Genomic DNA, 17,953 nt, shown 5'->3' with positions numbered 1-17,953 from the left:
TTAAATATAACCGCTCATAATTTCCTCCGCCTGCGGTAAAATTCGATACTGATAAACAGGCCGTCCAATGGTGCCGTATATGGTTTCCATGGCAAGTGCCTCAATTTCCGTCAAAAAAGCAAGATACTTGCGCATAGATACTCTGGATATCCCTGCACTCTCCGCAATATCCTCGGTGGAAAATAACATCGCTTCATGCTGCCGGATACAGTTCCATATCATGGCCAGCGTGGATTTGGTTACTCCTTTGGGTAGCCGGGCCAGCTCTTTGGTCGAGCTTTTATGATAAAGCAGCCGATCCAACTCCTCCTGCGAAAGCAAGCTGCGCTCACGCACGATACTGACGTGCTCCCGATAACCCGTGAGCGCCTCCAGAAAACGGTTAAAGTGAAACGGCTTAATCAAATAATCCACCGCGCCGAAATTCATCGCTTTTTTGATATTGTTCATATCGCTTGCAGCCGAAATCACGATGACATCCACATTCACTCCTGTCTCACGAATAAAAGCCAGCAAATCAAGTCCATTGCTTTCCTGCATATACACATCCAGCAAAATCAGATCAATCGCTTGTTCTTCCAGAAATTCCTTGGCATCTTCCACGGAAGCAGCCCAGCCTCCACATCGAAAGCCCTCTACCTGCTCCGTATATTTGCGGTTAAACTCGGCAACCATCGGATCATCTTCTACAATTAAGACATTAATCATGTTCATCATTCCCCATTATGGTGTATGGAATCTTAATCTGAAAACAGCACCCTTGCTCAGCCGGAATCAGCTTTATGGTTCCTTTTAATCTTTTCACACTTTGCGTTACCAGATAAAGCCCCATTCCCCGTGACTCTCCCTTGGTCGAAAATCCCTTTTCAAATATCGCCTCTACGAGAGGTTCCGGTACACCAGGTCCGTTATCACTTACTACACATGTCAGACAGCCGTTCTTCTGATTTTCCTCATAATAAAGCGTCAAGGTAATCTGCTTGTGCTCCAGAGATTCCATCGCTTCCACGGCATTATCAAACAGATTCCCCAGTATGGTTATCAGTTCATGAATCGTTTGAGTTCGACCGGTTTCAGGCAAATAGCTGCCCGGAGTCAATTCGAAGCTCACACCAACCTCTCTGGCCCGGCTTAATTTCCCCAAAACAAAGCCCGCCATCACCGGGTCCCTAATCTGCCGGGTAATCGAGCCAATCTCCACTTGATGATGCTCAACGGCATCCAAGATGTAATGCTCCAGTTTATCGTACATTCGTAAGTGTACCATCCCCATAATGACATGCAGCTTGTTCATAAATTCGTGAGCCTGTGCACGCAGCGCCTCCGTATACAGGGACACTCCTGTCAAACGTTCGGCAAGCTGGTTTACCTCCGTTTTATCCCGAAAAGTTACAATTGCTCCCACAATTCCCCCTTTGACCCGTATCGGAACACTGGTGGTAAGCAAGGTTATTCCCCCCAGCTCCATGTCCTCATCCATTCGTGGAGTGCCTGCCGCCAAAACCTCTTGTAATCGAAAAGCGGACAAATAAGCGTTAATCTCCTGCCCTGAGGACGAGATATCCTCAATTCCCGCTTGTCTGAGCAGACGAATCGCTTCCGCATTCATTAACATAACACGTCCGGATTCATCCACCGCAATGACGCCTTCCTTAATGGACTGCAGCATAGCGTTGCGTTCCTCCAGCAAGCGTGCGATTTCCGGTGGCTCCAGACCAAACAGCATATTTTTGATTTTACGGGCCAGCACAACAGCCCCTCCGGCACCAATTAACATTCCGACGCCAATGGCGATAGCAATAAGGCGGTAATTGCCTCCCTGAGCCCTCAGTACATCTTGCATGGATATACCGACGACGATCGCTCCCAACTGCTTCCCCGTCGAGCTGAATACGGGAGAAAAAGCGCGCATGGACAGGCCCAATGTTCCCTTCGCAACAGATACACTCTCATGACCATGAAGTGCAGTGTATTCATCTCCACCAGCAAAGGCTTTGCCGATCATCCTGGGATCCGGGTGTGTTTTGCGAATACCCTTCATGTCCATAACTACGATAAACTGAACATGATTAGCAGATGAAACCTTCTGCACATACTTCTGCATGGAGGAAGACGAATCAGACTGCTGCAAATGCTCAATAATAAGCGGCGTATGGGAAAGTGTACGTGCGATGGACATCGCTTTTTCCTCCAGTCCCATTTCGGTTTCATGCTCAACTCTCTCGGCAAATAACAAAGTTACAGGCAGGAGCACCAGTGCCATAACCAGACAAACCAGCAGCGTAATCAGCCCTCTGAGCTTGAATAGCGGTTTACCCCGACGCAGCTTAGGCTGTGACTTTTTGATAGAACTCACCCTTTCACCCTTCATGTTAAATCTAAATAGTCCAATATGCTTATACAAAAATGGTTATGTATGTGTTTACGTGAATTTGCATAGTTATAATCTTATACAGCTTCCTTCCACTCTTTCGTATAATAAAAAAGGGAACTACTCCGCAATTGCGGAACAGTTCCCTCCGATTCATGGTTGATGCTCCGCGAGTCTATCCTGGCTTAGTCGCCTCGGAAGGCGCGCTTCACACGGTCAAAAAAGGATTGCTCATTCTCATGTGTCTGCTCACCGCTAAGCGAAGAGAACTGACGCAGCAATTCCTTCTGTTCCTCACTCAGCTTGCTAGGCGTTACCACAACCACCTTAATGTGCTGGTCACCCTGACCTACGCCACGAAGTTTTGGTACACCCTTGCCTTTAAGACGGAAGTATGTTCCTGTTTGTGTACCAGCTGGAACTTTCAGCTTCACTTTCTCGGTCAGCGTCGGAATTTCGACTTCATCTCCCAACGCTGCCTGCGAAAACGTCAGCGGAATTTCACAGTAAATGTCGTCTCCCTCACGCTCAAAGAAGTCATGCGACTTCACACGGAAAACGACATACAGATCACCTGCCGGTCCTCCGTTGACACCGCCTTCGCCTTCACCATTGATACGCATTTGCGCGCCGTCATCCACACCCGCCGGAATGCGGATATGAATTTTACGCTGCTTGCGCACACGACCAGAACCGCTACAAGTGGTGCATTTCTCTTTGATGATTTTTCCAGTACCACCACAGTTAGAGCAGGCCCGACGATTAACCATCCGGCCAAACGGTGTATTCTGCACCACCTCTTCTTGTCCGCTACCGTGGCAGACGGAACAGGTTTGTGGTTGAGTACCCTTTTTGGCTCCGGTACCATGACACGTATCACACGTTTCCGTGCGCTCAATGTTAATGTCGGTTTCCTTGCCGAATACGGCTTCCTTGAATTCGATCGTCATTGTATATTGAAGATCATTACCACGCTGCGGTGCATTCGGGTCACGTCGACCATTGCCGCCACCGCCAAAAAACATATCAAAAATATCGCCAAATCCGCCACCAAAGTCGGCTCCACCACCGAAGCCGCCTCCCATGCCCTGATTCGGGTCTACATGACCGTATTGATCATATCTTGCCCGCTTCTGACCATCACTGAGAACGTCATAAGCCTCTTTCACTTCTTTAAATTTGGTTTCCGCGTCCGCAGCCTTGTTCACGTCCGGATGATACTGACGCGCCAGCTTACGGTAAGCCTTTTTAACATCTTCATCCGAAGCGCCCTTCGCGACGCCCAGCACCTCATAATAATCGCGCTTATCAGCCAATGTTCCACCCCCATGCCTACAACGTGTCTGCACTACATATAAAAGGAAAGTCAAAGGCACGGGATGACCCGGCTTTGACCTTCCCATCATTTCAAGGCAGTACAATCCGTAATATGCTTATTTATTCTGAAAATAACTGATACCCTTCGGCTAATCGTTATTTATCAAGGCAGCTACGCTGCTTCTTTTCATTCAGTATATTATAACGCACCGGTGTACCGTAATGCTACTACCACTACCCGATCCGTAGCTTAGTCTTTCTTCTTGTCTTCGTCAACAACTTCATAGTCCGCGTCAACCACATTATCGCGGCCTTTGCTGTCTGCTGCGCCGTCTTGAGCTTGTTGAGCCTGTGCTTCTTGAGCAGCTTGCTCATACAGCTTCACGGACAACTGCTGAACGATCTCAGTCAGCTCTTCAGTAGCCTTTTTGATGTCTTCCAGGTTGTCAGTTTCCAGCGTTTTTTGCAGATTTTCTTTAGCTGCATTCGCTTTTTCGACTTCGCCTGCATCCGCTTTTTCGCCCAGATCTTTAATCGTTTTGTCTACGGAGTAAATCAGTTGGTCCGCAGAATTTTTCGCTTCTACCAGATCTTTGCGTTTTTTATCTTCTTCCGCATGCAACTCAGCGTCTTTCATCATACGTTCTACTTCCTCGTCGCTCAAGCCGCTGGAGGATGTGATCGTAATTTTTTGGCTCTTGCCTGTACCTTTATCTGTAGCGGATACGTTCACGATACCGTTGGCATCCAGATCAAAAGTAACTTCGATTTGCGGTACACCGCGTGGTGCTGGAGGAATATCTCCCAGTTGGAAACGGCCCAGCGTTTTGTTGCCTGCTGCCATTTCACGTTCACCTTGCAATACGTGGATTTCCACGCTAGGCTGGTTGTCGGCATACGTCGAGAACACCTGCGATTTGCTCGTAGGGATCGTCGTGTTACGCTCGATCATTTTAGTGAATACGCCACCTGCGGTTTCAATACCGAGGGACAATGGAGTTACGTCGAGGAGAACGACGTCTTTCACATCACCTGTCAATACGCCTGCTTGAACTGCGGCACCCAAAGCTACCACTTCATCAGGGTTTACACCTTTATGAGGCTCTTTGCCTGTCAGTTTCTTAATGGCTTCCTGTACAGCCGGAATACGTGTGGAACCGCCGACCAGAACGATTTTATCGATGTCGCTGGCACTCATGCCTGAATCTTTCATCGCTTGACGAGTAGGTCCCAAAGTACGTTCTACCAGACCTTCAGACAATTCCTCAAATTTCGCACGAGTCAGGTTCAACTCCAAATGCTGTGGAACGCCGTCAGCTACCGTAATGAACGGCAGGGAAATCGTCGTTGTCAGTACGCCGGACAGCTCTTTTTTCGCTTTTTCCGCTGCATCTTTCAAACGTTGTACAGCTGCTTTATCTTTGCTCAGGTCGATGCCTTGATCTTTTTTGAACTCAGTTACGAGGTAATCAATAATCACTTGGTCGAAGTCATCGCCGCCCAGCTTGTTGTCGCCGCTTGTCGCTTTAACTTCGAAGAAACCGTCGCCCAGTTCCAGAATGGATACGTCAAATGTACCGCCACCCAGGTCATAAACAAGAATTGTTTGGTCTTCGGATTTTTCCATACCGTATGCCAGTGCAGCTGCTGTTGGCTCGTTGACAATACGCAGCACTTCCAGACCCGCGATTTTACCTGCATCCTTGGTTGCTTGACGTTGGCTGTCATTGAAGTAAGCTGGAACCGTGATAACGGCTTGAGTTACCGTTTGTCCTAGGTAAGCTTCAGCATCGGATTTCAGCTTTTGCAAAATCATAGCAGAAATTTCTTGTGCGGAGTATTCCTTGCCGTCAATGCTTTCTTTATAGTTTGTACCCATGTGACGCTTGATGGACATAATTGTACGATCCGGGTTCGTGATCGCTTGGCGTTTTGCTGTTTCACCTACAGTACGTTCTCCATCCTTTTTGAAACCAACAACCGAAGGGGTTGTGCGTGCGCCTTCCGGATTTGGAATTACAACGGCTTCGCCGCCCTCCATAACAGCCACACAAGAGTTGGTTGTACCTAAGTCAATACCGATTACTTTACTCATCAGACAATTCCTCCTTCTGTATACGAGGCCCTCAGGCCGAAATTAGTTAAAGCCAATGATGTGTTGCTAATGTATATTAAAAAAGCTACATGCTCACTTTTACCATAGCCGGACGAAGCACCTTGTCCTTCAGCATGTATCCTTTTTGCACCTCTTCAACGACGATGCCTTCCTCATGCTCTTCGCTTTCCACCTGCATAATGGCCTGATGGAAATCAGGGTTAAACGGTTGACCCACCGCATTCATGGCCGTTACTCCCTCAGCCTGAAGCACGCTCTCAAACTGACGGAAGATCATCTCCACACCTTTTGTGAATGACTCAGCCTCTCCTTGCGGTGCTGTTGCCAGCGCACGCTCGAAGTTATCCAGAACAGGTACCAATTCGGTAACCAGCTTCATAGATGCATATTTGGCAAGGTCCTCTTTCTCTTTCAGCGTACGACGACGAAAATTATCGAAATCCGCCTGTGCGCGTAAAAACCGCTGTTGGTGCTCTTCCGCCTCCACGCGAAGCTTAGCCAGCTCTGTATCACTCTCTTGGGCTTCCAGTGCTGCCGCTTCGTTCACCGGCTCTTCCTGCTGGCTCGTCTCAGTGGCTTCCTCTGTGCTTACATTTTGTTGTTTTTCTTCTTGGAACGCTTGTTCTTCCTTCAAAATGTTTCACCTCCTTCAAGTCATAACTACCGTTACATTCATATTTGTATTCAAACTTGTTTGCTGCACTTCATTTCAAGTTGCTGTTACTTTGCAAAAACACGCAGCAATGCACCCGCGCAGGATACATACCATATCCCGGCGCGGAACATGTAGAACCGCAACATGTGCAGTCTTATTCTATTTAAACCGCTGCGTAAGCATTGCGGTCAAATCCTTAGACAGGATACCCAAAATATTAATAACTCTCGCATACTCCATCCGTGTGGGACCCAGTATGCCTATTGTGCCCAACGCTTCGCCATCTACCGCATACGTCGCGGTAATCAGACTGCAATTGGCAAATGCTTCATGATCATTTTCTGTGCCGATACGGACTTGAATTTCAGGCGCTCCGGCGACAGGCGTCATCAGCTTAAGCAGCGTCGGTGTTTCCTCCAGCAGATCGAGAATATGTTTGACCTTTTCAACGTCCTTAAATTCAGGCTGATTTAGCATGTTCGTCGCACCGCTCAAATACAAGCGCTGATCCGATTCATTATCCAGTGCTTTATCCAGCACCTTCATAGCGTCCTCAAAATGAGACACATGCTTCTCCATTTCCTGACCAAGTGCGGTGTAAAGACGTGATTTCAACTGATAAATCGGCACGCCGACCAGCTTGCTGTTCAACAAATTCACGACCTTCTCCATCTCGGAAATCGAAATTCCCGGCGGAATATCCACTGTCTTGTTCTCCACCTGACCGGTATTGGTCACGATAATCGCTACAGCCGTCGTTTCGTTGAGTGGCAATAGCTGAAAATGACGCAATGAAGTATGAAAAACCTCCGGCCCAAGCAGGATGGAAGTATAATTGGTCATATGGGACAAAATACCAGATGCATGCTGGATTACTTGTTCCATTGCATTCAGCTTTTCGGCGTAAAAGGCTTTTAGTTCCCGCGTTTCCATAGGCTTCAGCGTATCCAGTGGTACCAAATGGTCCACATAATAGCGGTAGCCTTTATGAGACGGGATGCGTCCCGCAGAAGTATGGGGTTGCTCCAGATAGCCCTGTTCCTCCAAATCCGACATTTCATTACGGATCGTGGCGGGGCTAAATCCGACATCCTGCCTTTTGGATATGCTGCGGGATCCCACTGGCTCAGCCGAACGAATGTAGTCATCAATAATCGCATTCAAAATGAGTCTCTGACGTTCGGTTAACAAGCGAATCCCCCCTTTTGTTTATCCATAATAGCATGATCGTTCAATGGAATCATTAGCACTCGTTCGCGATGAGTGCTAACTGATAATACAAAAATACCAAACCGACCTGATCATTGTCAAGTCAGATCCGTATTTTCAACTATATAAGCTTCTAGACGGTCAAAAGTTTCTTATCGTGCCACTACGCAGTCGGATAGTGCTTCCCATCGCCACCGCCCCCGGATTTCTTGAATAACCTTATAAGGATAGAAATCCGGGGACAAAAGCGACCGCTTCGCTTGTACAGCACCATTCCGCCTACTCCATTTTGATGTTCATTTTTCAAACTAAGCCTATAAAGCTCTAAAATATATCAATTTAAAAGTAATTATCAATATTACTTGCGTTGAAATAACCTAGTTTCAATTTACTAACTATTTGGTCTTCTGTTAAATTATTTATAACAATTTCTCTTTCGAGATTCTCCAACCAACCAATCTTCATTCGTTTCATAAAAATAGTGAACAAAAATTGAAGCAGTATTACAATAATGACCGAAGCTAAACCATCAAAAATTTGTTTCCACAATATATTATTAAAATTGTAATTTATACAAATATAAATGGTGAGTAGAAAAGTTAGTATGACTTTATACGAATTACTAAATAGAAGCCACATTAGAAATATCAACAACTGCTTAAGAAATTTATAGGCCTCCATTTTAGAACTATTTTGTTCGATTTCCATTTTGATAGCTTTTCTATCAAACTTTCTCTTCTTATTTTCTAAGAATATATAAATAGAAGCTTGCACTGCTTCAAGAAGATATCTTACACAGTATATTGTAAAGTATAAGCTGAAGAAAAAATTTACTGAATGAAAAAAAAGAAAATACCCATTAGATAATAAAAATGACGTAACCAAAATAAGCTGGTATCTCCAAAGAATTTTCAATCCTTTTACATCAGTTGATGTAATCGGGGAACTGTATCTCTTTATTTTTACTTGCCTATAAAAATTATTAAAAAAATCAAAAAATGTGGTTGCTATATTTCCGAATACCACATAACCAATTAAAACAGTATGCCAATTTTTTTGCATTGCTATGATGTCTGGATATATCCAATAAGCAAGACCTAAAACGGCCAAAAGTAAAGTCCAATTGGTAATACCACTTGAAATAATTTTTTGCCGCTCTCTTTCTTGTAGTCTGTTAACATAATCAAGCCAGTCTTTTTGTAATTTCATTCTTTCCATTGATGTTAGGCCCTTCACTTAAAATTAGCTACAAAAATAAAGCTTACCTTTTTGACTTCAACGATTGCACCTGTATCACTGAGACGAATCGCTGCAATCTCGATCCGACAAAAAAACGAACTGACCTGATATTCTCAGATCAGTTCAGCATTTTCAACACTGCAATTTCATCACAATTGTTTTGTTTACTACAGTTAATGCAATCAGTCCATACCTTTTCAGGGAAAATCTCTTTGTCTACCACATCAAACCCGTTTTTTATAAAAAAGGAGACCTCGTAGGTCAAAGCCATAATTTTAGGGATACGCTGCCGCCGTGCTTCTATAATAAGGCCCTCTACGAGCTTGGAGCCGATGCCCATACCTTTATGTCCTTCAGAAATACCAAGTGAGCGAATCTCTACCAAATCATCACCCAGTTTGCATAAAGAACCACAACCGACGACTTCGCCGTCCACTTCTGCCACAATAAACAGCTCCAGTTGGCGCATAAGAACTTCCCTTGAACGTGGGAGCATAATTCCCCGCTCCGCATAGCCGCTAATCATTTGGTATAAAGGCTCCACATCCTCAGGAACCGCACTTCTGCACAATACATCTTTACACACTGAAGCCATCTTACTCTCCTCCTGCCGCTTGCCGCATATAATGAATAAATATACAACATTACGCATAGAATCGCAATACTTCATTTACCCTGCCGTGACAGAATGTGTTATAAAATGAATGTCCCCGCTTATGGTGTGCAAATGTACCGTTTGAAGCTACGACTTATGAATTTACGGTAATGGAACCGATGAACTCCGCAAATACATCATTTCCGAACAAAATACCACGTTCGCTCAGACGATAACCATCTTCGACTGGTTCGATCAATCCCGCATTCAGCATTTTTCCGAGTGGGGCCGTAAACGTATCCTCCAGTGACTGGCCGAATTGAGCCTCAAAGCGGGACTTCGAGACACCTTCCAGCATTCTCAAACCGACCATGAGAAAATCCTCCATCGCTTCGGCCGCTGGCACCTCAAAGCTATCCAGACGCGGCAGTCCGTTACGGGTAGCCTCCACATAAGGATTAATGCCCTTAATGTTCATATGGCGCTCTCTGCCAACATATCCGTGCGCCCCAGCGCCGAGGCCATAATAGTCCTCATTCCGCCAGTAGGTCATATTGTGCTTGCTCCCCAGACCTGGTTTCGCAAAATTGCTGATCTCGTACTGCTCATAGCCCGCCTCTTTCATGCGACGCATCAGGAGCAAATACATTTCCAGTTCGTCGTCCTCATGTGGAAGCGGAAGCTGATTTTTCTGGTACAGCGTGTGGAATAAGGTGTTCTCTTCAACCTTCAAGCTATAGATGGAGTAATGAGGAAGCCCCAGCTCCAGTGCCCGGCTGACGCTTTCATGCAGCATTTCTACGGTCTGATTCGGTAAACCGAACATCAGGTCAATCGACAGATTGTCCAATCCGACCTTACGTGCATTTTCCAGACTACGATAAACGTCATCTGTATTATGAATACGACCAATGCCCGTAAGCAATTCGTTTTGAAAAGCCTGCACGCCGAAGCTGAGCCGGTTCACGCCGCCTTCTTTCATCACGGTGAGTTTTTCAAAATCAGTTGTGCCTGGATTGGCTTCCATGGAAAACTCAATATCTTCCGACCAGTTCGGGAAGTAGGTACGGACGCTTTTCAGGAAATATTCCATTTCCTTCGGATTCAGCGTTGTTGGTGTTCCACCCCCGACAAAAATAGTTTTAATTTCACCTGGCGGGTGAAGGCGAACTGTATGCTCCATCTCACGTTCCAGTGCATACAGGTATTCCATAACAGGCTGATCCTTGAGCACGTAAGAGTTGAAGTCACAGTAAAAGCATTTATTCGTGCAAAAAGGTATATGCAGATAAACCGCTTGAGGCGCGGATGAATGTTCATGTTTGTGTATGGATGCGGTCATACCGATCCTCCTTGTTAGGTGTGATGTGGTGAAAAAAAGTGCGCCGAGGTCGAGATCAACCGCTTCGCTGCTGCCCACCGTCAATCGGCCATTTTTTTACTCCGTCTCTGGATAGCTTGCTCAAATAAAGAACGTCCATTCTCCATGCACGGCAAAGGCCACATGAAAGAATGGACGAATACCGCTTGGGAACAAGCGGACCGTAGTATCTTGCGGTGCATCACAGAGTGTGTACCTAAGTTACTACGGGATCATGCTGTTGGTACTTATTCGTATTCAATTCATACTCACGTTCTGTGATGTACCAAATTGAATATGGTGCTGCTTGTATCAAGCAGCTTTACTCATCTATTTTCAGTACCGCCATAAACGCTTCCTGTGGTACTTCTACGTTACCCACTTGCTTCATGCGCTTCTTGCCCTCTTTTTGCTTTTCAAGCAGCTTCCGTTTACGGGAAATATCGCCACCGTAGCATTTGGCCAAGACGTTTTTACGCATAGCCTTAACGGTTTCACGCGCTACAACCTTCGTTCCGACAGATGCCTGGATTGGCACCTCGAACATTTGGCGTGGGATCAGCTCACGCAGCTTCTCGCAAATGATACGTCCGCGATGGTAAGCGCGATCTCTGTGAACGATGAACGACAACGCATCGACCTGTTCGCCATTCAACAGAATATCCATTTTTACCAGATTGGACTGGCGATAGCCTGAAATCTCGTAGTCGAAGGAAGCGTAGCCCTTGGTGCTAGATTTAAGCTGGTCAAAGAAATCGTACACGATTTCGGACAGCGGAATCTGGTACGTAATAGTTACCCGTGTCGTATCCAGATACTCCATGTTCACATACTCACCGCGCTTGGTCTGGCAAAGCTCCATAACCGTACCTACGTAATCATTAGGCACGATAATGCCTGCTCTTACGTAAGGCTCCTCCACATGCTCAATTCGTCCGATTTCCGGGTAATTCGACGGGTTATCGATCTGGATCGTTTCGCCATTCGTCAGCTTAATGCGGTAAATAACGCTCGGCGCTGTCGTAATCAGAGGGATGTTAAATTCGCGTTCAATCCGCTCCTGAATAACGTCCATATGAAGCAGACCGAGGAAACCACAACGGAATCCGAAGCCCAACGCGCTTGATGTTTCCGGCTCAAAGCTGAGCGAAGCATCGTTCAGTTGCAGCTTTTCAAGTGCCTCGCGCAGATCGTTATACTCGGATGTTTCGATCGGATACAGACCGCAATATACCATCGGATTAATTTTCCGATAACCTGGCATCGGTTCTGGCGTTGGATTTTTGGCATCCGTCACCGTATCCCCGACACGCGTATCGCCCACATGCTTGATACCGGCAACGATAAAACCAACATCACCGATATTCAGCTCGTCCACAATGCTCATACGTGGCATGAAGGCTCCTACCTCGATAACCTCAAACGTTTTATCGGTCGCCATCATTTTAATTTTGGAACCAGCCTTGATGCTGCCATCCACGACGCGAACATACACGATAACGCCTTTATATGGATCATAATGCGAATCGAAAATAAGCGCCTTCAGCGGATTATTCGGATTCCCTTGCGGAGCAGGCACGCTTCTGACCACCTGTTCCAAAATTTCCTTGATACCGATTCCAGCTTTGGCCGATGCGTGTACAGTCTCGCTCGTATCCAAGCCGATAACATCCTCGATTTCCTGCTTCACCCGTTCAGGATCGGCACTTGGCAAATCAATTTTGTTAAGCACCGGCAGAATCTCCAAATTGTTGTCCAACGCCAAATATACGTTAGCCAATGTCTGTGCTTCAATGCCCTGTGCCGCGTCTACAACCAGCAAGGCACCTTCGCAGGCCGCCAAGCTTCGGGAAACCTCATACGTAAAATCGACGTGTCCCGGTGTATCAATCAGATTCAAAATGTACTCTTCGCCGTCATCGGCCTTATAAGTGAGTCGCACTGCCTGGAGCTTGATTGTAATCCCGCGCTCCCGTTCCAGGTCCATCTGATCAAGCACTTGCTCCTGCATTTCACGGGATGTGAGTGCACCGGTGTATTCCAAAATCCGGTCAGCCAGCGTGGATTTACCGTGGTCTATATGTGCAATGATACTAAAGTTCCGAATTTTACGTTGTCTTGCCAAAATGTCAGTCATGCCTTACCCCCACACAATGCCTAGTGTCAATCAGCTTATTATAGCAGTTGTATAGGGGGTCAGCAATATTTCTATTCCGTTACTCCGTCAAAAACAGACACAACCCAGCGAATCCCCTGTCTTGACAGGTTTTGCAGCAGCCCGGCCGTTTTGTCCGCCATGGTATCCACCGAGGTTTGTTCTGCCTTGACAGCCAATAGTTCACGCGGTGTCTCCTGGCCCTGCAAATTGGCATCCTGTGCTGTCGAATACCATTGGCGAGTTTCTCCTGTGGCTTGGGTCTCACCTCGATCTTGTGGATTAGCTTTGTAAGTAGCCGCTCCCGTTCCGGAGTCCATTACGACATTCCCATTTCTGTTATATGTGCGGGTATACGCACGAGCATCGGCTGCGGGTGTGTCTTCAATAACCGTCTGCTCATATCCAACAACGTTCTGCTGTACTTTGCTCTGAACCGAGTCCCCGACCCATTCAGGACCATATACAGAACGCAGTCCGGAGCCTGCCAGTTGCATGCCGAGCAGGACCCCCGCCCCCATCAGAAGTACAAATCCAAGCGCTTTTTTACGAAAATGTCCAGACATTGCATTTCCTCCTTTCCACCGCCTCAATTAATTGCCATCGTTGCTCTTTTTCGCATCGAACACGTTAGTACCCGCTTTCTGTGCTTTCTGATCCTCCCAGTACACCTCACCGATCATATCCGCCAGAACGTCAGAGGTACGTTTCAATTCTTCCTCGGTATTATCAATCCCGCCAATTTCGATCAAAATGCTATGGGAGGACAAGCTCTGATTGTACTCACCGTTGTTGCCTTTACCGCCATCCTTTCCCCATATCCCACGGGAAACGCCGTGATACGACTTTTCCAGCTTCTCATGAATACGAGCGGCGAAAGCTTCATTCTTGCGCCAGTTTTTGTTGTCATGGCCGATAATAAAATACACCTTGGCATAAGAAAGTCCGTTTATCGTTGCTGTCGTTTTGCCGTGACGTTGAGAATCTCTGTGGATATCAAGCAGATAGGTTAAGCTTTTATTTCCAGCCAAAGCTTCCTTGACCGTTTCACGCGAATATTTATAGGAATAATTCCAATTGTAATTTTGAACGTTTTTGGCATAGTCCTTGTTCACATGCAAAGTAGATATCCCTTGCTTCTCCAATCTCTTTTTTACAAAATCTCCTACTCTCGACACATTGGCTGATTTAGAGCCAGAATTAGGATTGGAGCTGGTTTTACTGAGCAAAGGGTTATATGCCTCTCTCGGATGAGAATGGTAGATTAATATACGTTTGGCACCTTTGACTGCTGTATCACTCGGATCATCCTCTTGCGCAGGGTCCGTTTCTGGAGTTGTCGGAAGATCTGGCGTTGTAGAGCCATTGTTCGGTGGATTGGTAGAAGCATCCGGTCCGCCGGGAGCATCCGTCGTTCCCTGATCAGGCTGATAATCAGTAGGCGCCTCCACCTTGTTGTTCCCTGAGCCCTTACGCAACAAAACAGGCGTACCCGCAGACATACCAGGAATTTCGCGAGCTATGAGACTTTTGGGGTCCTGTGGATTAATACCTGTGAGCATTTGGAAAACAAAAGGCGACCATTGTTCACCCGACAACGAAGATTGTTGCTTCTTCTGTACCAAATGAGGTACTTCCATGCCGAGCATATCCGCAAAAAAACCGCTGGAAACCGAGCCTGCAAATCCTTTCATCGAAGACACCGGAGACGTTTGCAAACGATTTTCCGCCAGTCCTCCCAGTCCCAATACAACAAATAAAAGCGCCGAGCCCATAATAAGCAGCACAAGCGTATGTCCCATAGCCAAAATTTCAAGGCCCTTTCTTCTCCATCTTCCGACGTTCCAGGTTTGAATTTTTTTCATGTGGGTCTTGTCCTCCTTCGTCCCGTCGAAGCCCGCCTCATATTCAGAACCTATAGGTTCCAGTCAGCAGCGGAAATCTCTTATACTTCAACTCTATGAACGGAGAACAATTGCTAGAACACAAAAAAATCTCCACCCCCAGGTAAATCCCACCCCTTATTACAAGAGATAGGATGCCTGCTAGATAGAGAATTTTGTGTATGAAATATGCTTTTACTAACCCTCATTAATGTGTATAAGCGGCGACATTGCCGGGATCGACAGCTTCATGCAGGGCGGCGTTCAATCCGGTTGCAATAATATTCGCAATATCTTCTATAAATTCATCAATCTCCTTGGGGGTCACAATCAGATCATGTCCCAGCGGCTGAAGTACCTCTCTCACCAATCCCAGTCTCTCAGGCTCTGAAATATCATCCAGCATCCCCAGTATTGCTTTCGTAGAAGCCTTTTCCTTGGCAAAATGTGTTCTCATCAGCTCAATTACGTTATTCACGATGGTCGAAGCGTAGCATACGGTTGGAACGCCGATGGCAATACACGGGACACCCATAATATCCTTGGTGATGCCACGCCGCTTGTTACCAATACCTGAGCCCGGATGAATCCCGATATCTGCCACCTGGATAGTCGTATTGACGCGCTCCAATGAACGTGACGCCAGAGCGTCAATAGCAATAATCAGTTCTGGCTTCGTTCGATCAACGATACCCTGAACAATTTCGCTCGACTCGATCCCCGTTATGCCAAGAACTCCTGGTGCAATCGCACTCACATCCCGATAACCAGGATTGACTTGATCAGGCGTCAGTTCAAAAAATTGACGAGTCACCATCAAATTTTCAACGACAAGCGGACCTAGTGAATCGGGAGTGACATTCCAGTTGCCCAGACCTACCACAAGTACGCGTGCCTTACTGGAGATCCCTATTTTTTGTATAAATTGCTCCATCTCCTTCGCGAATGCAATGGCTACCCGTTGCTGGAGCCCCGTGTCACCTTCACGTAAGCCGGGCACTTCCAGCGTGACGTAATGCCCCTGTACCCGTCCAATACGGTTAGCACCCTCTTCATTAAGCACATCCAGACGCGTGATTTTAATACCGTTATCTTCCTCCACGTCCTCATTGATGCCCGCCAGCGGCATTGGCTGATCTCGTTCCGCCAACTCTCTTGCCTCCAGCGCCAAATCCGTACGTACCGCATACTTCTGCAAATCCAAATCCATCATTTACGCCTCCTTTTATACCATCTCAGGTTATAGTGTGCGAGACACCCGGCAGGTTTATGCACATCCATTTTCATCCTGTAATCTACCCAAGCCCGGAATGTTTTCTTATTGCAATTTGAGGTGTGGCGTGCTAAAATATTTTAAGTTGTGAAACGTTTGTGTTCATAAGTAATGCCTTTACAGGAGGTGAATGTAATGCCAAACATCAAATCCGCTATCAAACGCGTTAAAACAAACGACAAACGCCGTGCGTTGAACGCTTCTCAAAAATCCGCGCTTCGTACAGCAGTAAAAGCTGCCGATACAGCGTTGGTGAATAACGAAGCTGAAAATGCTACTGCTGCTTTCAAAGTAGCTTCCCAAAAGCTGGACAAGGCTGTAACTAAAGGTCTGATCCACAAAAATGCAGCTGCTCGCAAGAAATCCCGCTTGGCGAAAAAACTTAACGCTCTTACAGCTCAAGCGTAAGCAAGAGCTACTTTTATACGTTAATGAAAAAATCCTGACCAGCCTTGGCTGATCAGGATTTTTTAGTTCACCACGATTGGATTCTGCGTTACACTAGTTAACCTTTCATTAAACCGCTCGGCAAACGGGCCGGATTAGACCGAAGCCCCCGCGCCCATTTTCAGCAAAAACATCTCCAGCCCCAGCACCTTGTCAACAACCCCGGTTTTCATACGGTAATCCAGCTCGCCCAAGTCGTAGAGAAGCTGTCGCAACTGCTCAGGACGGAATCTCCGGGCCTGCTCGCCGGCAACTTTCACCCCATATGGATGCAAACTAAGCTGACTCGCAATTTGCTGCTGGGAATAGCTTTGACCCATCAGCTCCTTGACCTGCAACATAATACGAAACTGTCGTGTGATCAAAGCTGCAATCTTGATCGGCTCCTCTTTTTGCTTAAGCAGCTCATAAAAAATACTGAGCGCCTTATCCAGCCGCAAATTAGCCAAATCCTCGACCATCGCAAACACATTTTGTTCCGTGCTGCGAGGCACAAGTGATTCAATATCGGCTGTGGAGATGGTACCCTGCGCTCCCGCATACAGGCACAGCTTGTCTATCTCGGCAGCCAGTGATTGCAGCCCGGTCCCCGTATATTGAATGAGACTTTCAGCAGCTCCCGCCGCCAATTGGACTTCTCTTTCCGCTGCACGCTTATGAATCCATGCCACCAGATCATCTCCACCCAACGGAGTGAAGGCAATAACCGAGGCGTCACTTTTCAGCCTTTTAACAATCTTTTTCCGTTCATCAAGCTTTTCAGCCTGAACCGTAAAAATGATAATGCTATAGTCAGCCGGGTTATCCATATAAGTCAGCAGCGCTTCAATGTGGTGCTCAATCTTACCGCCGTCCTTGCCTGCCGCAAATACACTGGTGTCCCGTACAATAATCAGCTTTTTTGGCACCAAAAAAGGCGCAGTCTCGGCTTCCTCCACGACTACCTCAATCGGCGTCTCGGTCAGATCGTAGGGAATAATGGCAAAGTCACGATGCTCCTCTTCCACCACTTTTTCCTTAAGCATATCGACAAACTGCTTCATTTGATATTTTTCGCTGCCGTAAAGCAAATACACTGGCGAAATATCGCCTTTGCGAATAGCCTTAGCGGCTGTTTTTGCATCCATTCTCCGTACCCCCCCATCCATTGATCGTACCCGACATCTGGTCGGAAGGCAAGTCATTATACAAACGAAAGGACCCTGCCTATAGGCAAGATCCCTTCACCACCATCTATATCAACACGGCAGCAGAAAGCTCTAGAAACTTTCGACCGTCGGGATACGACGTCGGTTCATACAATCTATTCTCTGCTTTTAAAAATGTGCCATCT

The 17,953-nt window shown here is 46.7% G+C and carries 15 protein-coding genes; 1 reads left to right on the top strand and 14 read right to left on the bottom strand.

Annotated features, from left to right (window positions below):
• The 13 genes from dcuR to gpr form a co-directional block, all read right to left on the bottom strand.
• Positions 1-708: a two-component system response regulator DcuR gene (gene dcuR / locus ABH897_RS03800; RefSeq protein WP_283652553.1), complete on the bottom strand. Its 708-nt coding sequence runs from the start codon at positions 706-708 to the stop codon at positions 1-3.
• The gene (gene dcuS / locus ABH897_RS03795) at positions 701-2,356 is read right to left on the bottom strand and encodes a DcuS/MalK family sensor histidine kinase (RefSeq protein WP_283652554.1); all 1,656 of its coding nucleotides are present in this window, start codon (positions 2,354-2,356) and stop codon (positions 701-703) included. The genes dcuR and dcuS overlap by 8 nt, the downstream gene beginning before the upstream one ends.
• 200 nt (positions 2,357-2,556) lie before the next feature.
• On the bottom strand, positions 2,557-3,687 hold the full coding sequence (gene dnaJ / locus ABH897_RS03790) for a molecular chaperone DnaJ (RefSeq protein ID WP_283652555.1): 1,131 nt from the start codon (positions 3,685-3,687) through the stop codon (positions 2,557-2,559).
• Positions 3,688-3,938: 251 nt separating this feature from the next.
• Positions 3,939-5,783: a molecular chaperone DnaK gene (gene dnaK, locus ABH897_RS03785; RefSeq protein WP_283652556.1), complete on the bottom strand. Its 1,845-nt coding sequence runs from the start codon at positions 5,781-5,783 to the stop codon at positions 3,939-3,941.
• 85 nt (positions 5,784-5,868) lie between these two features.
• A complete protein-coding gene (grpE, locus tag ABH897_RS03780; RefSeq protein ID WP_283652557.1) occupies positions 5,869-6,438 on the bottom strand; it encodes a nucleotide exchange factor GrpE in 570 nt (189 codons plus the stop codon).
• 180 nt (positions 6,439-6,618) lie between these two features.
• Complete coding sequence (gene hrcA / locus ABH897_RS03775; RefSeq protein WP_044645111.1) at positions 6,619-7,650, bottom strand: heat-inducible transcriptional repressor HrcA; 1,032 nt, start codon at positions 7,648-7,650, stop codon at positions 6,619-6,621.
• 357 nt (positions 7,651-8,007) lie between these two features.
• On the bottom strand, positions 8,008-8,877 hold the full coding sequence (locus ABH897_RS03770; protein WP_404559537.1) for a hypothetical protein: 870 nt from the start codon (positions 8,875-8,877) through the stop codon (positions 8,008-8,010).
• Positions 8,878-9,025: 148 nt separating this feature from the next.
• Positions 9,026-9,502 carry an N-acetyltransferase gene (locus ABH897_RS03765; RefSeq protein ID WP_283652559.1) on the bottom strand — a complete coding sequence of 159 codons (477 nt, stop codon included), beginning with the start codon at positions 9,500-9,502 and terminating at the stop codon, positions 9,026-9,028.
• 154 nt (positions 9,503-9,656) lie between these two features.
• The gene (hemW, locus tag ABH897_RS03760; protein ID WP_014282526.1) at positions 9,657-10,844 is read right to left on the bottom strand and encodes a radical SAM family heme chaperone HemW; all 1,188 of its coding nucleotides are present in this window, start codon (positions 10,842-10,844) and stop codon (positions 9,657-9,659) included.
• 340 nt (positions 10,845-11,184) lie between these two features.
• Positions 11,185-12,999, bottom strand: a complete 1,815-nt coding sequence (lepA, locus tag ABH897_RS03755; protein ID WP_283652560.1) for a translation elongation factor 4 — start codon at positions 12,997-12,999, stop codon at positions 11,185-11,187.
• Positions 13,000-13,070: 71 nt separating this feature from the next.
• Positions 13,071-13,583 (bottom strand): hypothetical protein, encoded by a 513-nt coding sequence (locus ABH897_RS03750; protein ID WP_404591248.1) that lies wholly within the window; start codon positions 13,581-13,583, stop codon positions 13,071-13,073.
• 27 nt (positions 13,584-13,610) lie between these two features.
• Positions 13,611-14,882 carry a stage II sporulation protein P gene (locus tag ABH897_RS03745; protein ID WP_283652562.1) on the bottom strand — a complete coding sequence of 424 codons (1,272 nt, stop codon included), beginning with the start codon at positions 14,880-14,882 and terminating at the stop codon, positions 13,611-13,613.
• 226 nt (positions 14,883-15,108) lie between these two features.
• Positions 15,109-16,110, bottom strand: a complete 1,002-nt coding sequence (gene gpr / locus ABH897_RS03740) for a GPR endopeptidase (protein WP_404591246.1) — start codon at positions 16,108-16,110, stop codon at positions 15,109-15,111.
• 198 nt (positions 16,111-16,308) lie between these two features.
• Here gpr and rpsT point away from each other — a divergent pair, with 198 nt between their 5' ends.
• The gene (gene rpsT, locus ABH897_RS03735) at positions 16,309-16,581 is read left to right on the top strand and encodes a 30S ribosomal protein S20 (RefSeq protein ID WP_044645117.1); all 273 of its coding nucleotides are present in this window, start codon (positions 16,309-16,311) and stop codon (positions 16,579-16,581) included.
• A gap of 134 nt (positions 16,582-16,715) precedes the next feature.
• Here the strand turns inward: rpsT and holA are convergent, their stop codons facing one another.
• Positions 16,716-17,747, bottom strand: a complete 1,032-nt coding sequence (gene holA, locus ABH897_RS03730) for a DNA polymerase III subunit delta (RefSeq protein WP_134913416.1) — start codon at positions 17,745-17,747, stop codon at positions 16,716-16,718.
• Between the last annotated feature and the right edge of the window lie 206 nt (positions 17,748-17,953).

Origin of the sequence: Paenibacillus sp. RC73 (assembly GCF_044908085.1) — a bacterium.
Taxonomy (GTDB): domain Bacteria; phylum Bacillota; class Bacilli; order Paenibacillales; family Paenibacillaceae; genus Paenibacillus; species Paenibacillus terrae_A.
This window is presented reverse-complemented; position numbering and strand designations above follow the sequence as displayed.